The sequence below is a fragment of the Nocardioides sp. Leaf374 genome (assembly GCF_916862475.1).
GTDB lineage: Bacteria > Actinomycetota > Actinomycetes > Propionibacteriales > Nocardioidaceae > Nocardioides > Nocardioides kribbensis.
In genome coordinates this window covers 1-19,155 of the sequence record NZ_CAKASO010000055.1, presented here as the reverse complement: position 1 = coordinate 19,155, position 19,155 = coordinate 1, and the positions used below count along the sequence as shown (strand labels likewise).

Annotated in this window: 20 protein-coding genes; 13 read left to right on the top strand and 7 right to left on the bottom strand. The window is 73.5% G+C overall.

The annotated features are described in order from the left end of the window. From LPA27_RS17820 to LPA27_RS17780, 9 genes are all read left to right on the top strand, one after another. On the top strand, nt 1–966 hold a 966-nt coding region (locus tag LPA27_RS17820), incomplete at its 5' end, for a helix-hairpin-helix domain-containing protein (RefSeq protein WP_267477232.1). After that, nucleotides 966–1,841: an RNase adapter RapZ gene (gene rapZ, locus LPA27_RS17815; protein WP_056864332.1), complete on the top strand. Its 876-nt coding sequence runs from the start codon at nt 966–968 to the stop codon at nt 1,839–1,841. The genes LPA27_RS17820 and rapZ, both read left to right, overlap by 1 nt. Then, nucleotides 1,838–2,836, top strand: coding sequence for a gluconeogenesis factor YvcK family protein (locus tag LPA27_RS17810; protein ID WP_228943296.1), 999 nt, complete (start codon nt 1,838–1,840; stop codon nt 2,834–2,836). The genes rapZ and LPA27_RS17810 overlap by 4 nt, the downstream gene beginning before the upstream one ends. A 60-nt stretch (nt 2,837–2,896) precedes the next feature. Then, entirely contained in the window at nt 2,897–3,883 is a 987-nt protein-coding gene (whiA, locus tag LPA27_RS17805) for a DNA-binding protein WhiA (RefSeq protein WP_056864334.1), read from the top strand. Between the two features lie 196 nt (nt 3,884–4,079). Continuing rightward, nucleotides 4,080–5,075 (top strand): type I glyceraldehyde-3-phosphate dehydrogenase, encoded by a 996-nt coding sequence (gap, locus tag LPA27_RS17800; protein WP_056864335.1) that lies wholly within the window; start codon nt 4,080–4,082, stop codon nt 5,073–5,075. Nucleotide 5,076: 1 nt separating this feature from the next. Next, nucleotides 5,077–6,288 carry a phosphoglycerate kinase gene (locus tag LPA27_RS17795; protein WP_056903994.1) on the top strand — a complete coding sequence of 404 codons (1,212 nt, stop codon included), beginning with the start codon at nt 5,077–5,079 and terminating at the stop codon, nt 6,286–6,288. 27 nt (nt 6,289–6,315) lie between these two features. Further along, nucleotides 6,316–7,086, top strand: coding sequence for a triose-phosphate isomerase (gene tpiA / locus LPA27_RS17790; RefSeq protein WP_056903995.1), 771 nt, complete (start codon nt 6,316–6,318; stop codon nt 7,084–7,086). 30 nt (nt 7,087–7,116) lie between these two features. Further along, on the top strand, nt 7,117–7,353 hold the full coding sequence (secG, locus tag LPA27_RS17785; RefSeq protein ID WP_056864338.1) for a preprotein translocase subunit SecG: 237 nt from the start codon (nt 7,117–7,119) through the stop codon (nt 7,351–7,353). Between the two features lie 24 nt (nt 7,354–7,377). Further along, nucleotides 7,378–7,737 carry an RNA polymerase-binding protein RbpA gene (locus tag LPA27_RS17780; RefSeq protein ID WP_056864339.1) on the top strand — a complete coding sequence of 120 codons (360 nt, stop codon included), beginning with the start codon at nt 7,378–7,380 and terminating at the stop codon, nt 7,735–7,737. A 96-nt stretch (nt 7,738–7,833) separates the two neighbouring features. Here LPA27_RS17780 and pgl read toward each other — a convergent pair whose 3' ends face one another. The 4 genes from pgl to tkt all read right to left on the bottom strand — a co-directional run bounded on the left by pgl (nt 7,834) and on the right by tkt (nt 13,501). Then, nucleotides 7,834–8,562 (bottom strand): 6-phosphogluconolactonase, encoded by a 729-nt coding sequence (gene pgl / locus LPA27_RS17775; protein WP_228943295.1) that lies wholly within the window; start codon nt 8,560–8,562, stop codon nt 7,834–7,836. Continuing rightward, nucleotides 8,559–10,202: a glucose-6-phosphate isomerase gene (locus LPA27_RS17770; RefSeq protein ID WP_228943294.1), complete on the bottom strand. Its 1,644-nt coding sequence runs from the start codon at nt 10,200–10,202 to the stop codon at nt 8,559–8,561. Before LPA27_RS17770 ends, pgl begins: the two co-directional genes overlap by 4 nt. Beyond that, nucleotides 10,199–11,305 carry a transaldolase gene (tal, locus tag LPA27_RS17765; protein ID WP_228943293.1) on the bottom strand — a complete coding sequence of 369 codons (1,107 nt, stop codon included), beginning with the start codon at nt 11,303–11,305 and terminating at the stop codon, nt 10,199–10,201. The genes LPA27_RS17770 and tal overlap by 4 nt, the downstream gene beginning before the upstream one ends. Nucleotides 11,306–11,395: 90 nt before the next feature. Further along, the gene (gene tkt / locus LPA27_RS17760) at nt 11,396–13,501 is read right to left on the bottom strand and encodes a transketolase (protein WP_267477231.1); all 2,106 of its coding nucleotides are present in this window, start codon (nt 13,499–13,501) and stop codon (nt 11,396–11,398) included. 194 nt (nt 13,502–13,695) lie between these two features. On the opposite strand from tkt, the gene LPA27_RS17755 reads away from it, so the two are divergent. Next, nucleotides 13,696–14,667, top strand: coding sequence for a heme o synthase (locus LPA27_RS17755; protein ID WP_228943292.1), 972 nt, complete (start codon nt 13,696–13,698; stop codon nt 14,665–14,667). Nucleotides 14,668–14,925: 258 nt separating this feature from the next. Here the strand turns inward: LPA27_RS17755 and LPA27_RS17750 are convergent, their stop codons facing one another. Genes LPA27_RS17750 through LPA27_RS17740 form a run of 3 tightly spaced genes read right to left on the bottom strand, consistent with a single transcriptional unit; the run spans nt 14,926 to nt 17,584 of the window. Further along, a complete protein-coding gene (locus LPA27_RS17750) occupies nt 14,926–15,876 on the bottom strand; it encodes a COX15/CtaA family protein (RefSeq protein ID WP_228943291.1) in 951 nt (316 codons plus the stop codon). After that, entirely contained in the window at nt 15,873–16,691 is an 819-nt protein-coding gene (locus LPA27_RS17745) for an ABC transporter permease (RefSeq protein WP_056864344.1), read from the bottom strand. The genes LPA27_RS17750 and LPA27_RS17745 overlap by 4 nt, the downstream gene beginning before the upstream one ends. Next, entirely contained in the window at nt 16,688–17,584 is an 897-nt protein-coding gene (locus LPA27_RS17740) for an ABC transporter ATP-binding protein (protein ID WP_324251277.1), read from the bottom strand. Before LPA27_RS17740 ends, LPA27_RS17745 begins: the two co-directional genes overlap by 4 nt. Nucleotides 17,585–17,731: 147 nt before the next feature. Between LPA27_RS17740 and LPA27_RS17735 the strand changes: the two genes are divergently transcribed. The 3 genes from LPA27_RS17735 to LPA27_RS17725 form a co-directional block, all read left to right on the top strand. Beyond that, complete coding sequence (locus LPA27_RS17735) at nt 17,732–18,097, top strand: hypothetical protein (protein ID WP_228943289.1); 366 nt, start codon at nt 17,732–17,734, stop codon at nt 18,095–18,097. Between the two features lies 1 nt (nt 18,098). Continuing rightward, entirely contained in the window at nt 18,099–18,509 is a 411-nt protein-coding gene (locus LPA27_RS17730; RefSeq protein WP_228943288.1) for a hypothetical protein, read from the top strand. 48 nt (nt 18,510–18,557) lie between these two features. Further along, nucleotides 18,558–19,155, top strand: a 598-nt coding sequence (locus tag LPA27_RS17725) for a helix-turn-helix transcriptional regulator (RefSeq protein ID WP_228943287.1), incomplete at its 3' end; no start/stop codon positions are given.

Genomic DNA, 19,155 nt, shown 5'->3' with positions numbered 1-19,155 from the left:
CAGGAGACCGTGGCCAGCAACGCCCGGCAGTCGCTGGCGCTGCACAAGACCAAGCGCGCCAGCGACCTCACCACCCGCAACCGTGCGCTGGAGGAGATCCAGGACGCCCTCGACCTCGACGACGTGCCGCTGCGCATCGAGTGCTACGACGTCTCCAACCTCCAGGGCACCGAGGTGGTGGCCTCGATGGTGGTCTTCGAGGACGGGCTCAGCCGCAAGGGCGAGTACCGCCGCTTCGTCATCAAGGGCGTCGACGGCCAGAACGACGTGGCCTCGATGCACGAGGTCATCACCCGGCGCTTCCGCCGGCTGCTCGACGAGCAGGCCCGCTCCGAGGTGCGTCCCGGCGACGCGGGCGACCCCTCCAGCGGCCCGATGCTGGTCGACCCCGAGACCGGCCGTCCGCGCAAGTTCGCCTACGCCCCCGGCCTCGTCGTCGTCGACGGCGGGCCGCCCCAGGTGGCGGCCGCCCAGCGGGCCCTCGACGAGCTCGGGATCGACGACATCCCCGTCTGCGGCCTGGCCAAGCGGCTGGAGGAGGTCTGGCTGCCGGCCCAGGAGGACCCGGTCATCCTGGCCCGCTCCTCCGAGGGTCTCTACCTGCTCCAGCGGATCCGCGACGAGGCCCACCGCTTTGCCATCAACCACCACCGCTCCCGACGCTCCAAGAGCATGGTCGAGAGCGCCCTCGACGACGTGCCCGGGCTGGGGGAGGTGCGGCGCAAGACCCTGATGAAGCACTTCGGGTCGCTGAAGAAGCTGCGCGAGGCCGAGGTGGAGGAGATCGCCACCGTGCCGGGCATCGGCCCGCGCACGGCTGCGGCCATCAAGGACGCCGTGGCCGCGGCGTCCGCCAAGGGCGGCACCAAGGTCGGCGACGGGGGCGGCGGGGGCACCGCCGCGCCCGGCGCCGGCCCGACCTACAGCGTCAACACCGCCACGGGCGAGATCATCGAGGAGTCGTGATGGAGCAGGTCGGTCCCGAGCGGGGCGAGCTGGTGGTCGTCACCGGCATGACGGGGGCAGGCCGCAGCACCGCGGCCAAGGAGCTGGAGGACCTCGGCTACTTCGTCGTCGACAACCTCCCGCCGAGCCTGGTGCGCGAGGTGGTGCGCCTCGTCGACGACAGCCAGGGCCTCAGCCAGCCGATCGCGGTGGTGGTCGACGTGCGCTCGGGGTCGTTCTTCGCCTCGCTGCGGGCCAACCTCGCCCACGACTCGGTGGGCCGGCGCACCACCCTGGTCTTCCTCGAGGCCACCGACGAGGTGCTCGTGCGACGTCAGGAGGCCGCGCGCCGCCCCCACCCGCTGCAGGGCTCGGGTCGCCTGCTCGACGGGCTGCAGCGCGAGCGCGAGGTGCTGGCCGACCTGCGCGGCGACGCCGACCTGCTCATCGACACCTCCGCGCTCAACGTCCACCAGCTCACGGCCCGGATCTCGGAGGCCTTCGGCACCCCCGACTCCACGGCGCTGCGCATCCGGGTCATCAGCTTCGGCTTCAAGTACGGCATCCCCGTCGACGCCGACTTCGTCGCCGACATGCGCTTCCTGCCCAACCCCCACTGGATCCCCGAGCTGCGTCCGGGCACGGGGCGCGACCCCGAGGTCGCGGGCTACGTCCTCTCCCGCGACGGCGCCGAGGAGTTCCTCGACGCCTACGTCCCCCTGCTCACCGGAGTGGCCGAGGGCTACCTGCGCGAGGGCAAGCGCTTCATGCGCGTGGCCATCGGGTGCACCGGTGGCAAGCACCGCAGCGTGGCGATGACCGAGGAGACCACCCGTCGCCTGGTCGAGGCCGGGCTCGACGCCACCGCGACCCACCGCGACCTGGGGCGCGAGTGACGCCCCCGTCGCGCCGCGACCACGACCGCGCCCAGTCGGTGGTCGCCCTCGGTGGCGGCCACGGACTCTTCGCCTCCCTGCAGGCGCTGCGGCGCCTGGTGGGCGAGCTGGTCGTCGACGACCTCACCGCCGTGGTCACGGTCGCCGACAACGGTGGCTCCTCGGGCCGCCTGCGCGGCGAGTTCGGCGTGCTGCCCCCGGGCGACCTGCGCATGGCCCTCGCCGCGCTGTGCGGCGACGACGAGTGGGGTGCGACCTGGTCGAGGGTGCTGCAGCACCGCTACTCCGGCGACGGCGAGATGCGCGGCCACGTCACCGGCAACCTGCTCATCGTGACCCTCTGGGAGCTGCTCGGCGACCACGTGCAGGCCCTCGACTGGGTCGGTCGGCTGCTCGGCGCCTCCGGCCGCGTGCTGCCGATGGCGCTGACGCCCATGGACATCACCGCGCGCGTGCGCGGCCTCGACCCGGGCGCGCCCGACGCCCTCACCACGGTGCGCGGGCAGGTCGAGGTCGCGACCACGGCTGGCGTCATCACCGCGGTCGACCTCGACCCGCCGGCCCCCGAGGCCTGCCCGGAGGCGGTCGCCGCCGTGCGCGCCGCCGACTGGGTCGTGCTGGGCCCCGGCTCGTGGTTCACCTCCGTCATCCCGCACCTGATGGTGCCCGACCTGCGGCGGGCGCTGGCGGAGACCGAGGCCCGGGTCGTGGTCGTGCTCAACCTCGCCGAGCAGCCGGGGGAGACCGGCGGCTTCGGACCGGTGGACCACCTGGCGGTGCTCGCCGAGCACGCCCCCGACCTGCGCATCCACACGGTGCTGGCCGACGCCCGCCAGGTGGGCGACGAGCCCGGCGAGCGGGCGCTCCTCGAGCAGCAGGTGGCCGCCCACGGAGCGCGTCTCGTGGTGGGTGACGTCGCCCACGACGACGGTTCCCCACGCCACGACCCCGACCGCCTGGCGGCCTGCTTCGAGAGCGTGATGGCCGACTCCTGAGGCCTCGGGGGCCCTCGTCCCGGTGCCCGCGGTGATTGACTCGCGTGCGAGGATCGGGCCATGGCGATGACGGCACAGGTGAAGGCCGAGCTGGCCAGCACCCAGATCACCAAGACCTGCTGCCGCAAGGCTGAGGTCGCCTCGATGCTCCGCTTCGCAGGCGGTCTGCACATCGTGAGCGGGCGGATCGTCGTGGAGGCCGAGCTCGACACCGGCGCCGCGGCCCGCCGGCTGCGCAAGGACATCGCGGAGGTCTACGGCCACGCCTCCGACGTGGTGATGGTGCAGGGCAACGGCATCCGCAAGGGCAGCCGCTACATCGTGCGGGTGGTGCGCGACGGCGAGTCGCTGGCCCGCCAGACCGGCCTGCTCGACCAGCGCGGACGTCCCGTGCGCGGTCTGCCCCCGGCGGTCGTCGCCGGTGGCGGCTGCGACGCCGTGGCCTCCTGGCGCGGGGCCTTCCTGGCCCACGGCTCGCTCACCGAGCCCGGGCGGTCCTCGTCGCTGGAGGTCACCTGCCCGGGGCCCGAGGCGGCGCTCGCGCTCGTCGGCGTCGCCCGCCGCCTGGGCATCCAGGCCAAGGCCCGCGAGGTGCGCGGCGTCGACCGCGTGGTGATCCGCGACGGCGACGCCATCGGGCAGCTGCTGACCCGCCTGGGCGCCCACGAGTCGCTCATGGCCTGGGAGGAGCGCCGCATGCGCCGCGAGGTGCGGGCCACCGCCAACCGCCTCGCCAACTTCGACGACGCCAACCTGCGCCGCTCGGCGCGCGCGGCCGTGGCCGCCGGTGCCCGGGTCGACCGTGCGATGGAGATCCTCGGCGACGAGGTGCCCGACCACCTCAAGATGGCCGGCACCCTGCGCCTCGAGCACAAGCAGGCCTCCCTGGAGGAGCTGGGGCAGCTCCACGAGCCGGTGCTCACCAAGGACGCCATCGCCGGGCGCATCCGGCGGCTGCTCGCGATGGCCGACAAGCGGGCCGAGGAGCTCGGCATCCCCGACACCGAGGCCTCGCTGACCCCCGACATGCTCGCCGACGAGGGCTGAGCAGCACCGTCCGTGCGCCCCCACGGTTACCGGCACGTACGACGGGACGCTCGGCGCCGCCGGGGTCGCCACCCGCTAGGGTCGACGGCGGCCGTCACGCCGTCCCGGCCGACGTGCCCGCAGAGCTGATCCACCACGCTGAACCATCCCTGATCCACCCGAGTACACCGTCCTCTCCAGAGCAGGAGCTCCACCCGTGACCGTTCGCGTAGGCATCAACGGTTTCGGCCGCATCGGCCGCAACTTCTTCCGCGCCGTCCGCGCCTCGGGCGCCGACATCGAGATCGTGGGGGTCAACGACCTCACCGACAACGCGGTGCTCGCCCACCTGCTGAAGTACGACTCGATCCTGGGCCGCCTCGACGCCGACGTCTCCAGCACCGACTCCGCGATCGTCGTCGGAGGCACCGAGATCCACGCCTTCGCCGAGCGCAACCCCGCCGACCTCAAGTGGGGCGAGATCGGTGTCGACGTCGTGGTCGAGTCGACCGGCTTCTTCACCGACGCCACCAAGGCCAAGGGCCACCTCGACGCCGGGGCCAAGAAGGTCATCATCTCGGCGCCGGCCTCCAACGAGGACATCACGGTCGTGATGGGCGTCAACCACACCGACTACGACGCCGCGCAGCACCACGTCATCTCCAACGCCTCGTGCACCACCAACTGCCTGGGCCCGATGGCCAAGGCCCTCAACGACGACCTCGGCATCGTCAAGGGCCTGATGACGACCATCCACGCCTACACCGCCGACCAGAACCTCCAGGACAACATCCACAAGGACCTGCGTCGCGCCCGCGCCGCGGCCCTCAACGTGGTGCCGACCTCGACCGGTGCGGCCAAGGCGATCGGCCTGGTGCTGCCCGAGCTCAAGGGCAAGCTCGACGGCTACGCCCTGCGCGTGCCCGTGCCCACCGGCTCGGCCACCGACCTGACCTTCGAGGCCTCGCGCGAGACCACGGTGGAGGAGGTCAACGCGATCATCGAGAAGGCCGCCGACGGCCGCTTCCTGAAGTACTCCACCGACCCGATCGTCTCCAGCGACATCGTCACCGACCCCGCGTCGTGCATCTTCGACGCCCCGCTGACCAAGGTCATCGGCAACCAGGTGAAGGTCGTCGGCTGGTACGACAACGAGTGGGGCTACTCCAACCGCCTCGTCGACCTCATCGGCTACATCGGCGAGACCCTCTGACGTGAGCGACCTCTCCTCCCTCGGTGACCTGCGGGGCAAGCGGGTCCTGGTCCGCTCCGACCTCAACGTCCCGCTCGAGGGCGACGCCGACCAGCAGCGCATCACCGACGACGGCCGCATCCGTGCCAGCGTCCCCACCATCCGCTCGCTGGCCGAGGCCGGCGCGCGGGTGGTGGTGACCGCGCACCTCGGCCGCCCGAAGGGTGCCCCCGAGCAGCGCTACTCGCTGGCCCCGGTGGCCGAGCGGCTCGGCGAGCTGCTCGGCGCCGAGGTCGCCTTCGCCACCGACACCGTCGGTGAGAGCGCCCGCTCCACCGTGGCCGGGCTCGAGGACGGCGAGGTCGCCCTGCTGGAGAACGTGCGGTTCAACGCCGGCGAGACCAGCAAGGACGACGCCGAGCGGCGGGAGTTCGCCGAGCAGCTCGCCGGGCTCGCCGACGCCTTCGTCTCCGACGGGTTCGGTGTGGTGCACCGCAAGCAGGCCAGCGTCTACGACGTCGCCCAGCTGCTGCCCCACGCCATGGGTGACCTGGTCGCCACCGAGATCGACGTGCTGCGCCGGCTCACCGACACCCCGGAGCGCCCCTACGTCGTGGTGCTCGGCGGCTCCAAGGTCTCCGACAAGCTCGGGGTGATCGACAACCTGCTGGGCAAGGCCGACAAGCTCCTCATCGGCGGCGGCATGGTCTTCACCTTCCTCGCGGCCCAGGGCCACGAGGTCGGCAAGAGCCTGCTGGAGCAGGACCAGCTCGACACCTGCCGGGAGTACCTCGCGCGGGCCGCGGAGTCGGGCGTGGAGATCCTTCTGCCCGGTGACATCGTGGTCGACACGACCTTCCCGACCGGCGAGGCCACCCCGCAGCCCAGGGTGGTCGCCGCCACGGCGATCCCGGCCGACTGCCTGGGCCTCGACATCGGCCCCGCCTCGGCGGCCGACTTCGCGGCGGCGCTCTCCGGGGCGCGCACCGTGTTCTGGAACGGCCCGATGGGCGTCTTCGAGGTCGCGGAGTTCTCCGACGGCACACGCGCGGTCGCCCAGGCACTGACCGAGGTCGAGGGCCTCTCGGTGGTCGGCGGGGGTGACTCCGCCGCGGCGGTGCGCACGCTCGGCTTCGACGAGTCGGCCTTCGGCCACATCTCCACCGGCGGCGGCGCGAGCCTCGAGTACCTCGAGGGCAAGACGCTCCCCGGCATCGACGTCCTGGAGGACTGAACCGTGCCCACGACACGCACCCCGCTCATGGCGGGCAACTGGAAGATGAACCTCAACCACCAGGAAGCGGTGGTCCTGGTCCAGAAGCTGGCCTGGACGCTGCAGGACAAGCGCCACGACTTCAGCGAGGTCGAGGTCGTCGTGGTGCCGCCCTTCACCGACCTGCGCTCGGTCCAGACCCTGGTCGACGGCGACCGCCTCTCCGTGCGCTACGGCGCCCAGGACGTCTCCACCCAGGACTCCGGCGCCTTCACCGGTGAGATCTCGGCCGCGATGCTGGCCAAGCTCGGCTGCTCCTATGTCGTCGTGGGGCACTCCGAGCGCCGCGAGCACCACGGCGAGACTGACGCCGTGGTCAACACCAAGGCCCACAAGGCGCACGCCGCCGGCATGGTCCCGATCGTGTGCGTGGGCGAGGGCCTCGAGGTGCGTCGCGCCGGGGAGCACGTCGCGCACACCCTCGCCCAGGTCGACGGCTCGCTCGCGGGCTTCACCGCCGAGCAGGTCGCCGGGCTGGTCGTGGCCTACGAGCCGGTCTGGGCCATCGGCACCGGCGAGGTCGCCACCCCCGAGGACGCCCAGGAGGTCTGCGGGGCGATCCGGGCCCGGGTGCGCGAGGTCCACGGCGACGCCGCGGCCGACGGTCTGCGGGTGCTCTACGGCGGCTCGGTCAAGGCCGGCAACGTCGCGGGGATCATGGCCAAGGACGACGTCGACGGCGCCCTCGTGGGCGGCGCGAGCCTGCAGGTCGACGAGTTCAGCGGCATCTGCCGCTTCTCCGACATGCCGGTCCTGTGACCCGGCTCGCGTGACGTAGGATTCCCGACTGTGGATCTAGTCTTCACCATCGTCCTGGTCATCACGAGCGCGCTGATGATCCTGCTCGTCCTGCTGCACAAGGGCCGCGGAGGCGGCATGTCCGACATGTTCGGCGGCGGCGTCTCCAGCTCGCTGGGGGGCTCGTCGGTCGCCGAGCGCAACCTCGACCGGCTGACGGTCGGCATCGGCATCATCTGGTTCGCCACCGTGATCGCGCTGGGCCTGCTGCTGGCCTACCAGGCCTGACCCCGAGAGCTGAGGAGACCGCACATGGCTGGAGCAGGGAACGCTATTCGTGGCAGCCGGGTCGGCGCCGGCCCGATGGGCGAGGCCGAGCGGGGTGAGGCGGCGCCGCGACAGGCGGTGACGTACTTCTGCTCCCACGCCCACAGCTCGGTCGTGACCTTCTCGGTCGAGGCGACGGTGCCCGACTCCTGGGACTGCCCCAAGTGCGGTCTGCCCGCCGGGCGCGACTCCGAGAACGCCCCGCCGGCGACCAAGATCGAGCCCTACAAGACCCACCTGGCCTACGTGAAGGAGCGGCGCTCCGACCAGGAGGCCGCCGACATCCTCGACGAGGCGCTCTCGCTGCTGCGCCGCCGTCGCAAGTCGGGCGACCTGATCTTCTGAGCCCGCGCCACGGCCCACGCAGACCACGAGGCCGGCCGCTCCCGAGGGGAGCGGCCGGCCTTCCGTGTGTCGCGTGCCTCGGTCGCACGCGCCGGCTCAGACGGCGGAGGCGGCCTCGCGGTCGAGGAACCAGGTGGTCTCCTCGCGTCCGGAGACCCCGACGGCGGGGATCTGCTCCACGGCTGCGTCGCCGAGGGCCTGCGCCACGGCGTCGGCCTTGGCCTTGCCGCTCACCAGGAACCACACCGCGCGGGCGCGGCGCAGGGCCGGGAAGGTGAGCGAGACCCGCTGCGGCGGCGGCTTGGGGGAGTCGGGGACGGCCACGACGTCGCGGTCGTCGACCGCGAGCGCGGCCTGGCCCGGGAAGAGCGAGGCCACGTGCCCGTCGGGGCCCATGCCGAGCATGACCACCTCGAGCTCGTCGGCGCCGTGCGCGGCGAAGGTCGCGGCGTAGGCCTCGGCGGCGGCCTCGACGTCGTCGGCGTCGGACGTCGAGGGCATCTCGTGGACCTGCTCCTCGGGCACCCCCACGGCGTCGACGAAGGCGCGCCGTGCGGCTCCCGCGTTGCGCTCCTCGGAGTCGGGGGCCACGAAGCGCTCGTCGCCCCACCACAGCACGACCCGGGACCAGTCGACCTCGGACGCCGGCGCCAGCTGGGCCACCGCCTCGTGCACGTGCCCGGCGATGGTGCCGCCGGTCAGCACGACCTGCGGGACCCGGCCGGCACGCTGGGCGTCGGCCAGACGGCCCAGCAGCTCGCCGGCCACGGCGGTGGCGAGGACCCGGGGGTCGTCGTGCACCTCGACCCGCGGCTCGGTGCTCACCGCAGGGCCCCGCTGACCGCGCCCAGCTCCCCGGGGCCCGTCACGTGCAGGCGCAGCACCGGGCGCCCCTTGTCGGCCAGCACGCTGCCGTCGCCGACGGCCTGGGCGGTGAGGAACTCGTGGAACGTGAAGGGACGGTCCGGCACCGCCAGGTCGGCGACGGGGTCGCCGGTGACCTGGACGTAGACGCCGGTGTCAGGTCCGCCCTTGTGGTACTGCCCGGTCGAGTGCAGGAAGCGCGGGCCCCACCCGAAGGTCACCGGCCGGCCGGTGCGCTCGGCCAGCGCGTCGCGCACGTCGGCGAGGGCGGCGTCGCGGTGGCGGTCGAGGTAGGCCTGGACCGCGACGTAGCCGTGCTCGCCGTCGAGGTGTCCCAGCAGCGCCTCCACGGCGCCCGCCACGGTCGTCGTGCCCTCGGGCAGCCAGCCCTCGCTGGCGTAGACCGACACGGGCCCGTCGACGAAGACCGGCGTGGGGGAGGCCCCCCCGCCGTCGAGCATCTCGCGGGCCGCGGCCTTGGCGCTCTCCACGTCGGGCTGGTCGAAGGGGTTGATGCCGATGACTCGTCCGGCGACGGCTGTGGCGTACTCCCACAGCAGCATCTGTGCGCCGAGACCGGCGTCGACGTGGGCGCCCCAGCCGGAGGCCGGTCGGGCGGCCTCGGCCGCCGCGGCGTCGGGACCCAAGGTCACGAGCACCTCGTCGGCGCTGGAGGGCGAGAAGTTCGGCGCCGCGACGGAGCCCACGACGACCGGGAGGATGCCCTTGCCGTCCTTGCCCGTCGACTCGGCCACGAGCTGCTCGGCCCAGTCGCCGAAGCCGGGGTACGTCGACCCCGCGTCGGCCAGCACCAGCTTGTCGGCCCCCGCGAGGTTGGCCGCACCGAGCAGCGCGCCGAGCCGCAGGCCGGGGTTGTCGACCCCGTCGGCCTCCAGCGCCGGGCGCACCGCCTCGGCCTGGTCGAGCAGCCGCGCGATGTCGGCGCCGGCCAGGCCGCTGGGCACGAGACCGAAGGCCGTGAGCGCGGAGTAGCGCCCGCCGACCTCGGGGTCGGCCAGGAACACGCGGTAGCCCGCGTCGCGCGCCGACTCCTCCAGGGGCGAGCCGGGGTCGGTCACGACCACGATCCGCGTGGCGGGGTCGATCCCGGCGTCGGCGAAGGCCTTCTCGAAGGCGCGCCGCTGGCTGTCGGTCTCCACCGTGCCGCCGGACTTCGACGACACGACGACCACGGTCTCGGCGAGCCGGTCCTCGAGGGCGGCGCGCACGAAGTCGGGGTCGGAGGAGTCCAGGACGACCAGCTCGACGCCCGCCTCGGCGCAGATGACCTCGGGGGCCAGCGAGGAGCCGCCCATGCCGCACAGCACGACCCGGGAGAGCCCGGCCTCGCGGTGCTCGACCTGGAGCGCGGCGATGTCGTCGACCAGGCCCCGCGACTCGGTGGACAGCGAGACCCAGGCGAGCCGCTTGCCGGCCTCGTCCTCGGCGGCCGGGCCCCACAGGGTCCGGTCGCGCCCGGCGATGCCGGAGGCGACCCGGTCGGTCACCAGCTGCTGCACGAGGTCGGCGTAGGCCCGCTCGTCGCGGTAGCCGAGGACCAGGGAGAAGCCGGGGCCCTCGGCGGTGCTCCAGGCCGTCACTTCGCGGCCTGCTGCATCTGGCCCTTCACGGTCTCGACCAGCTCGGTCCACGACTTCTTGAACTTGTCGACGCCCTCGTGCTCGAGCACGACGAGCACGTCCTCGAAGTCGATCCCGACCGAGGCCAGCGAGGCGAAGACCTGCTCGGCCTCGGCCTTGCGGCCGCTGACCTTGTCGCCCTCGACCTCGCCGTGGTCGGCGAAGGCCTGCATGGTCTTCTCCGGCATGGTGTTGACGGTGCCGGCGACCACCAGGTCGGTGACGTAGAGGGTGTCGGAGTAGTCCGGGTTCTTCACGCCGGTCGAGGCCCACAGCGGGCGCTGGGCGTGGGCGCCGGCGTCGGCGAGCTGCTTCCACCGGTCGCTGGCGTGCACCTCCTCGAAGGCGGCGTAGGCCAGGAGGGCGTTGGCGACCGCGGCCTCGCCGCGCAGGGCGAGGGCCTCCTCGGAGCCGATCGCCTCCAGGCGTGAGTCGACCTCGGAGTCGACGCGGGAGACGAAGAACGACGCCACCGACTGGATCGAGGCGAGGTCGAGCCCGGCGTCGCGGGCCTGCTCGAGGCCGGTGAGGTAGGCGTCCATGACCTCGCGGTAGCGCTGCTCGCCGAAGATCAGGGTCACGTTGACGCTGATGCCCTGGGCGATTGCCGCGGTGATGGCCGGCAGGCCCTCCTTGGTGGCGGGGATCTTGATGAGCGCGTTGGGGCGGTCGACCGCGGCCCAGAGGGCCTGCGCCGAGGCGATGGTGCCGGCGGTGTCGTTGGCGAGGTCGGGCTCGACCTCGATCGAGACCCGGCCGTCGGAGGAGGAGCCGTCGGCCACGGGGGCCAGCACGTCGCAGGCGTTGCGGACGTCCTCGGTCGTGAGCTCGAAGATCACCTTGTCGACGTCGTGGCCCTCGGCGACCAGGCGCCCGACCTGCTCGTCGTAGCGCTCGCCGTCGGCGATGGCGCCGGCGAAGATGGTCGGGTTGGTGGTCACGCCGACCACCGAGCTGTCCTTGACGAGCTCGGCCAGGTTGCCGCTCTCGATGCGCTCGCGCGACAGGTCGTCGAGCCAGATGGACACCCCCGCGTCGGCGAGGGCCTTCAGACGATCACTCATGGGTTTCTCCCTGTGCTGGGCGGTGCCGGGTGGCGCCGGGTGGGGCCGGCTGCTGCCGGGTGGTCGGGTGCGGGGTGGGCGCTCGCGCGCTCAGGAGCCCGTGACGGTGCGGAAGCTGTCGCGCGCGGCGTTGGCCACGGCCTCGCCGGTGATGCCGTACTCGTCGTAGATGCGCTGGTAGTCGGCCGAGGCGCCGTACTGGTCGATGGAGACGATGCGACCGTGGTCGCCGACGTACTCGCGCCAGCCCTGCCTCACGCCGGCCTCGACGGAGACGCGGGCCTTGACCGTGGTGGGGATGACGGTCTCGCGGTAGGCCTCGTCCTGCTCCTCGAACCACTCCACGCAGGGCATGGAGACGACGCGGGCCTTGATGCCGTCGGCGGCGAGGAGCTCGCGCGCCGCGACCGCGACCTGGACCTCCGAGCCGGTGCCGATCAGCACGACGTCGGGTACGCCGCCCTCGGCCTCGAGCAGCACGTAGCCGCCGCGGGTCACGCCCTCGGCGCCGGCGTAGCCGTCCTCTCCGCGGGGGAAGACCGGCACGTTCTGCCGGGTCAGCGCCAGCGCGGCGGGGGTGTCGGTGCGGCCGAGGATGTGCAGCCACGCCGCGGCGGTCTCGTTGGCGTCGGCCGGGCGGACGACGTCGAGGCCCGGCATGGCCCGCAGCGCGGCCAGGTGCTCGATCGGCTGGTGGGTGGGGCCGTCCTCGCCGAGACCGATGGAGTCGTGGGTCCACACGTAGGTGACGGGCAGCTTGCTCAGCGCCGCCACGCGCACCGCCCCGCGCATGTAGTCGGAGAAGGTGAGGAACGTGCCGCCGAAGACGCGGGTCAGCTTGTCGGCGGCGATGCCGTTCATGATCGCGCCCATGCCGTGCTCGCGGATGCCGAAGTGGAGCACGCGGCCCTGGTGGGGGTCGGCCTTCCAGTCCTCGGTGTCGCGGCTCACGGGCAAGAAGGACGGGGCGTCCTCGATGGTGGTGTTGTTGGAGCCGGCCAGGTCGGCCGAGCCGCCCCACAGCTCGGGCATGCGCGCCGCGACGGCGTTGATGACCTTGCCGGAGGCCGAGCGGGTGGCGACACCCTTGGCGTCGGCGGGGAAGACCGGCAGCGCGTCGGCGAGGCCCTCGGGCAGGCTGCGCGACTTCAGGCGGTGCAGCAGGGTGGCGCGCTCGGGGTGGGCCTCGGTCCAGGCGCGGTAGCGCTCGTCCCACTCCTCGCCCCACGCGGCGCCGCGCTGACGCAGGCCACGGGTGTGCTCGAGCACGTCGGCGGGCACCTCGAAGCGCTGCTCGGGGTCCCAGCCGAGCACCTTCTTGGTGGCCGCGACCTCCTCGTCGCCCAGGGCGCTGCCGTGGGCCTTCTCGGTGCCCTGGGCCGACGGGGCCGGCCAGGCGATGATCGTGTCGAGCACGATCAGCGAGGGCTTGTCGGTCACCTCGCGGGCCGCGACGACCGCGTCGTGCAGGGCCGGCACGTCCTCGGCGTACTCCGCGCCGCCGTGGGTCCAGTCGACGTTCTGCACGTGCCAGCCGTAGGCCTCGTAGCGCTTCGCGACGTCCTCGGTGAAGGCGATGTCGGTGTCGCCCTCGATCGAGATCCGGTTGCGGTCGTAGATGACCGTGAGGTTGCCGAGCTCCTGGGTGCCGGCGATCGAGGAGGCCTCGCCGCTCACGCCCTCCTGGAGGTCGCCGTCGCTGCACAGCGCGTAGACGTGGTGGTCGAAGAGGCCCTCGCCGGGGGCGGCGTCGGCGTCGAGCAGGCCGTGCACGCGCCGGGCCGACATGGCCATGCCGACGGCGTTGGCGACACCCTGGCCCAGGGGCCCGGTGGTGACCTCGACGCCGGCGGTGTGGCCGAGCTCGGGGTGGCCGGGGGTCTTGGAGCCCCAGGTGCGCAGGGCCTTGAGGTCCTCGACCTCCAGGCCGAAGCCGCCGAGGAAGAGCTGCGTGTAGAGCGTGATGGAGGAGTGGCCGCACGAGAGCACGAAGCGGTCGCGGGCGATCCACTCGGGGTCGGCCGGGTCGTGGCGCATGACCTTCTGGAAGAGCAGGTAGGCCACCGGCGCGAGGCTCATCGCGGTGCCGGGGTGGCCGTTGCCGACCTTCTGCACGGAGTCCATCGCCAGCACGCGCGCGGTGTCGACCGCCTTCGCGTCCAGCTCGGTCCAGTCCAGGGCGGGGGTAGTGCTCACAAGGGTCCTTCCGGCGGGATTCGGGGGCGCCGACACCGCGAGGAGCGGGTCGACACGTGCCTCAACAGCGAGGTCGCGCAGGCGATTCCGAGCCTACTCACCCCCGGCGGTAGACTCCTACCGGCACCAGCGCTGGTGGACCGTGGCCCGTCGGCCCTTCGCCCCGAGCGCCCCCACCCACCCCGAGGACCTCCGTGACGCATGTCGGCCAGTCGGCCTCTGCCGCAGGGCAGCAGGGCGCAGACCCCGCCGGCGGCGCGGCCCCCGACGGCCGCGCGACCTGGCGGGACGTGGTGGCGGCGTACGTCGGTCTCACCAAGCCCCGGGTGATCGAGCTGCTGCTGCTGACCACCGTGCCGGTGATGTTCTACGCCGCCCGCGGCGTGCCAGAGCTGGGACTGGTCGTCTGGACCGTCCTGGGCGGCACCTTCTCGGCCGGCTCGGCCTCGGTGTTCAACTGCGTCTACGACCGCGACATCGACGAGCAGATGCGCCGCACCCGCCGCCGCGCGCTGCCCCGTCACATCGTGACCCCGCGCTCGGCGCTGGTGTTCGGCACCGTGCTCGGCGTGCTGTCGACCGTGATCCTCTACCTCGGGGTCAACGCGCTCTCGGCGCTGCTGTCGGTGACCGCCATCGCGTTCTACGTCTTCGGCTACACCATGCTGCTCAAGCGGCGCACGACCCAGAACATCGTCTGGGGTGGCATCGCGGGGTGCTTCCCGACCCTCATCGGCTGGACCGCGGTGACCGGGTCGCTGTCGTGGACGCCGGTCGTGCTCTTCATGGTCGTCTTCTTCTGGACCCCTCCCCACACCTGGGCGCTGGCCCTGCGCTACCGCGAGGACTACGCCCACGTCGACGTCCCGATGCTGCCGGTGGTCAAGCCGGCCCGTGAGGTCGGCCGCCAGATCGTGCTCTACAGCTGGGTCATGGTCGCCACCTCGCTGCTGCTGTGGCCCGTGGCCGGCACGGGCCCGTTCTACCCCGTCGCGGCCGCTGTGCTCGGCGCGATCTTCCTGCTCGAGGCCCACCGCATGTGGGGTCGCACGCGCGGCACCGAGGACCTGAGCGTGATCCAGCCCATGCGGCTGTTCCACTCCTCGAACCTCTACCTCTCGCTGCTCTTCGTGGCCGTCGCGCTGGACCCGCTGCTCAGCTTCTGAGCGCTCCCCGACCGGGGGCCGCCGACGCGGGCCCCCAGGCACGCGGAGGCCGCCGCGGGGCCCTGTCCGCAGGTCCTCGCCCCGCACGGGAGGAGGGCGGCCCCCGGGGCCGAGGTCGAGGTCGCGGCCGACGGGGTCACCGCGAGCGGGCCGGACGTCGCCGGTCACCACCCGGTCGCGCGCACCACGCCTCGTCCCGTCACGGGCGAGATGGACCGCCACGGCCGCTGCGGGCGGACGGGCCGTCGTGCGCGAGGATCAGCGGCCGGAGCCGACCGGCTCGCGCAGGTCGTCGGAGCCGAGGTCGGCGCCGAGGGACACGGGGTGCGGGTGGCGCACGGTCAGCAGGGCCCAGGTGACGGCGGCCGCGATGAGGGCCGAGCCGAACACGTGGAAGGCCACGAGCACGACGGGCAGGTCGGTGAAGTACTGCACGAAGCCGATGAGCCCCTGCGCCAGCTCGATCACGAGCAGCAGCGCCACCGCACGGCGGGTGCGTCGGGGCGCGCCGGTGGCGTGGACGGCGAAGAGCAGGCCGATGGTGAGGCCGAGGAGCAGGAAGACGCTGTCGGCGTGGAGCTGGCTGACCGACTCGGGGTCCAAGCCGTTGCGCTTCGCCTCGAGGTCGCCGGCGTGGGGCCCGGACCCGGTGACGACCGTGCCGACGTAGAGCACGGTCCAGGCCGCGGCGAAGGTCGCCCAGGCCAGCGCGACCACGGGCCCGCGGACGGCGGGGCCGACCCCGTCGACGACCTGCAGGAAGCGGACCGAGAGGCACACGATGGCCAGCGAGAGCAGCAGGTGGAGCGAGACGACCCACGGGTTGAGCCCGGTCAGCACGGTGACGCCGCCGATCACGGCCTGCAGCGGGATGCCCAGCCCCATGAGCAGCGCGAGGGTGCGCAGCCGGCGGTCGCCGCTCTGCACGGCGGCCACGAAGGTCGCCACGGCGATCGCGGCGAGCACGAAGGTCAGCAGCCGGTTGCCGAACTCGATCGCGGCGTGCAGCGTCAGCTCGCCGTGGGGGGTGTAGGACCCCTCGAAGCACTCGGGCCAGGTGGGGCAGCCCAGCCCCGAGGCCGTCAGCCGCACGGCCGCGCCGGTGACCACCAGCACGGCGTTGGCCACCAGCGAGGCCCAGCCCAGGGGTCGCACGTAGCGGCCCAGGCCGGAGGGGCGGGCAGAGGGGCGGGCGGAGGACTCGGTCATTCCCACGTGAACGTCCTTGCGGTCGCGACGGTGCCGACGACGGTCCACGCCGCGAGCACCAGGAGGGCCGGCCAGGCGACCTGGCCGTCGATGAGGGCGTCGCGCATGGCGCCGCCGAGGGCCCCGGAGGGCAGCCAGCCGACGACCTCGCCGAACCCGCCGTACGCCGAGGCGGGCAGGACGACGGCGCCGCCGGCCATGAGGAGCAGGTAGACGAGGTTGGCGGCGGCCAGGGTCGCCTCTGCCCGCAGCACCCCGGCCACGAAGAGGCCGAGGGAGGCGAAGGCCGCGGTGCCGAGCACCACGGCGAGCACGCTGCCGGTGACGGCGCCGAGCGCGGAGCCGTCGGCGCCGGGCACGGGGCGCCAGCCGAGGGCCAGGGCGACCGCGGCGATCACCGCGACCTGGAGCACCTCGACGAGGAGCAGGGCGAGCACCTTGCCGGCCAGCAGGCCCGAGCGCGGCAGGGGCGAGGTGCCGAGGCGCTTGATCACGCCGTAGCGCCGCTCGAACCCGGTGGCGATGGCCAGCGAGGTGAAGGCCGTCGACATGACGGCCAGCGCCAGCACCCCGGGGGTGAACACGTCGACGGGCGTGGCCTCGAGGTCCAGCCCGACGCGGTCGGCGGCCAGGACGCCCCCGATCAGCACGATGACCGGGATGACGACGGCCAGCAGCAGCTGCTCGCCGTTGCGCAGCGTGAGCCGGGCCTCCATGCGCGCCTGGGCGAGCACCTGCCGGCCCAGGGGAGCGGCGCCCGGCCGGGGGGCGAAGGTGCCCGTGGCGGCGGGCACGGCCCGCTGGGTGGCGCTCATGGGGTCAGCTCCCGTCCGGTGAGGTCGAGGAAGACGTCCTCGAGCGTGCGGGTGCCGAGGGTCAGCGACTCCGGCAGCACCGCGTTGTCCTCGCACCAGCGTGACACCCGGGCCAGCGTGGAGGCGTCGGCCGGACCGGTCACCTGGAGGCTGAGGGAGTCGAGCAGCCGCACCTCGGTGCCGGGACCGAGGGCGGCGGTGAGCGACTCGGGGGCGCCCGGGGGGAAGGGGCGGGTCACCACGAGCCGGATCGTCGAGACCGTGCCGCCCCGCGTGAGCTCCAGCGGGGAGCCGGAGAGGACGAGGCGGCCGTGGTCGATGATGTGGACGAGGTCGGCGAGCCGCTCGGCCTCCTCCATGTAGTGGGTGGTGAGGACGACGGTCACGCCGTCGCCGCGCAGCTCCTGGAGCAGCTCCCACACGGTGCGGCGCACGGCGGGGTCCATGCCGGCCGTCGGCTCGTCGACGAAGACCAGCTCGGGCCGACCGACGAGGGCCAGCGCGAGGCCGAGGCGCTGCTGCTGACCGCCCGAGAGGCGGCGGTAGGGGGTGCGCCCGCACTCGGCCAGGCCGAGACGCTCCGAGAGGAGCGCGGGGTCGAGCGGGTGGGCGTGCAGCGCCGCGACGTGGCGCAGCATCTCCATGGCCCGCACCCCGCTCCACGCGCCGCCGCCCTGGAGCATGACCCCGATGCGGGGGAGCAGCTCACGTCGGTCGCGCACCGGGTCGAGCCCCAGCACCCGCACGGTGCCCGCCTGGGGCCGCCGGTAGCCCTCGCAGGTCTCCAGCGTGGTCGTCTTCCCGGCGCCGTTGGGGCCGAGCACGGCGGTGACGGAGCCCCGCGGCACGCGCAGCGACAGGGAGTCGACGGCGGTCTTGTCGCCGTAGCGCATCACCAGGCCGTCGACCTCGACGGCGGGGGCGTCGAGCGGATCGGCGGCGGGCACGCCCCCAGTCTAGGAAGCCGCACCCCGTGGCCACGAGGCGAGGTCGCCTCGCCGCGGCGGGGTGCGTGCGGCGGTGCCCTACCGTTGCCGTCCGTGAACCCCTTCGTCCTCGGTGCGGTGGTCGTCCTCGGCCTCGCCGTCGCCGTCCTGGCCGTCGTGCTCGTGGTGCGCGACGTCGCCGTGCGCCACAGCGACCTGCTCTTCGGCCTGATCGCGCTCCTGGAGCTGGCCCTGCTGGTGCAGCTCGTCACCGGGTCGGTGGCCCTGGCCGGCACGGAGCGTGATGTCGAGGGCGTCACCTTCGTCGCCTACCTGTTCACCAACCTGCTCGCGCTGCCGATCGGGGCCTTCTGGGCCCTGGCCGACAAGACCCGCGTGGGCGGGGCGGTGGTGCTGGTGACGGTGCTCACGGTGCTCGCCCTCCAGCTCCGCCTGGTCTCGATCTGGGCGGGGGCCTGAGGTGCGCGACCCCGCGCTGTCCTCCGGCGCCGGTCGCGTGCTGGTCGCGGTCTACGCCGTCTTCGCCGTCGCCGCCACGGGGCGCTCGGTGCTGCAGCTGGCCACCGAGCCGGGCCGCGCGCCCCTGGCGTACTCGCTCTCGCTGCTCGCCGCGGTGCTCTACGTGCTGGCCACGACCTGCCTGGTCGTGGGCGGCGCCCGCGCGTGGCGGGTGGCCGTCGGCGCCTGCTCGGTCGAGGCGGCCGGGGTCGTCGCCGTGGGGGCGCTGAGCCTGGTCGCCACCGACCTCTTCCCCGACCGGACGGTCTGGTCGCACTTCGGACAGGGCTACGGCTTCCTGCCCCTCGTGCTGCCGTTCGTGGGGCTGTGGTGGCTGCGCCGCACCCGCCCGGGGGAGCGCACCGGCAGGTAAGGGTCGCCTTCCTTGAACGGCCTCCGGCATTAACGGCACACTGGCGTTGTGGAATTCGACGAGACCTCCCTGCGCAGCGGCGACCAGCCGCGCGGCGGGGACCAGACGACGCGGCAGCGCGTCGCGCGGTCGATCCTCGTCAACGGCGCCTCCACCGCCGTGGCGCTCGCGGAGCGGCTCGACCTGACGCCGGCCGCTGTGCGCCGCCACCTCGACCAGCTGGTCGAGGAGGGCGCGGTGGAGTCGCGCGAGGCCCGCACCGCCACCCGGGGCCGGGGTCGACCCGCCCGGGCCTTCGTGCTGACCGAGCGGGGCCGCGAGGGCTTCGACCAGCAGTACGACGACCTCGCCGTCCAGGCCCTGCGCTTCCTCTCCGAGACCGGCGGCGACGACGCCGTGCGCGAGTTCGCCGAGCGCCGGGTGGGCTTCATCGAGGAGCGCTTCGGCGTCGTCGAGGCCGCCCACCCCGAGCTCACCCCCGCCCAGGTGCTCGCCCGGGTGCTGTCGGAGGAGGGCTACGCCGCCGCCGTGCGCGACGTGCCGGTGGGGGAGCAGCTGTGCCAGCAGCACTGCCCGGTCAGCCACGTGGCCCACGAGTTCCCCCAGCTGTGCGAGGCGGAGACCGCGGCCATCGGTCGCGTGCTCG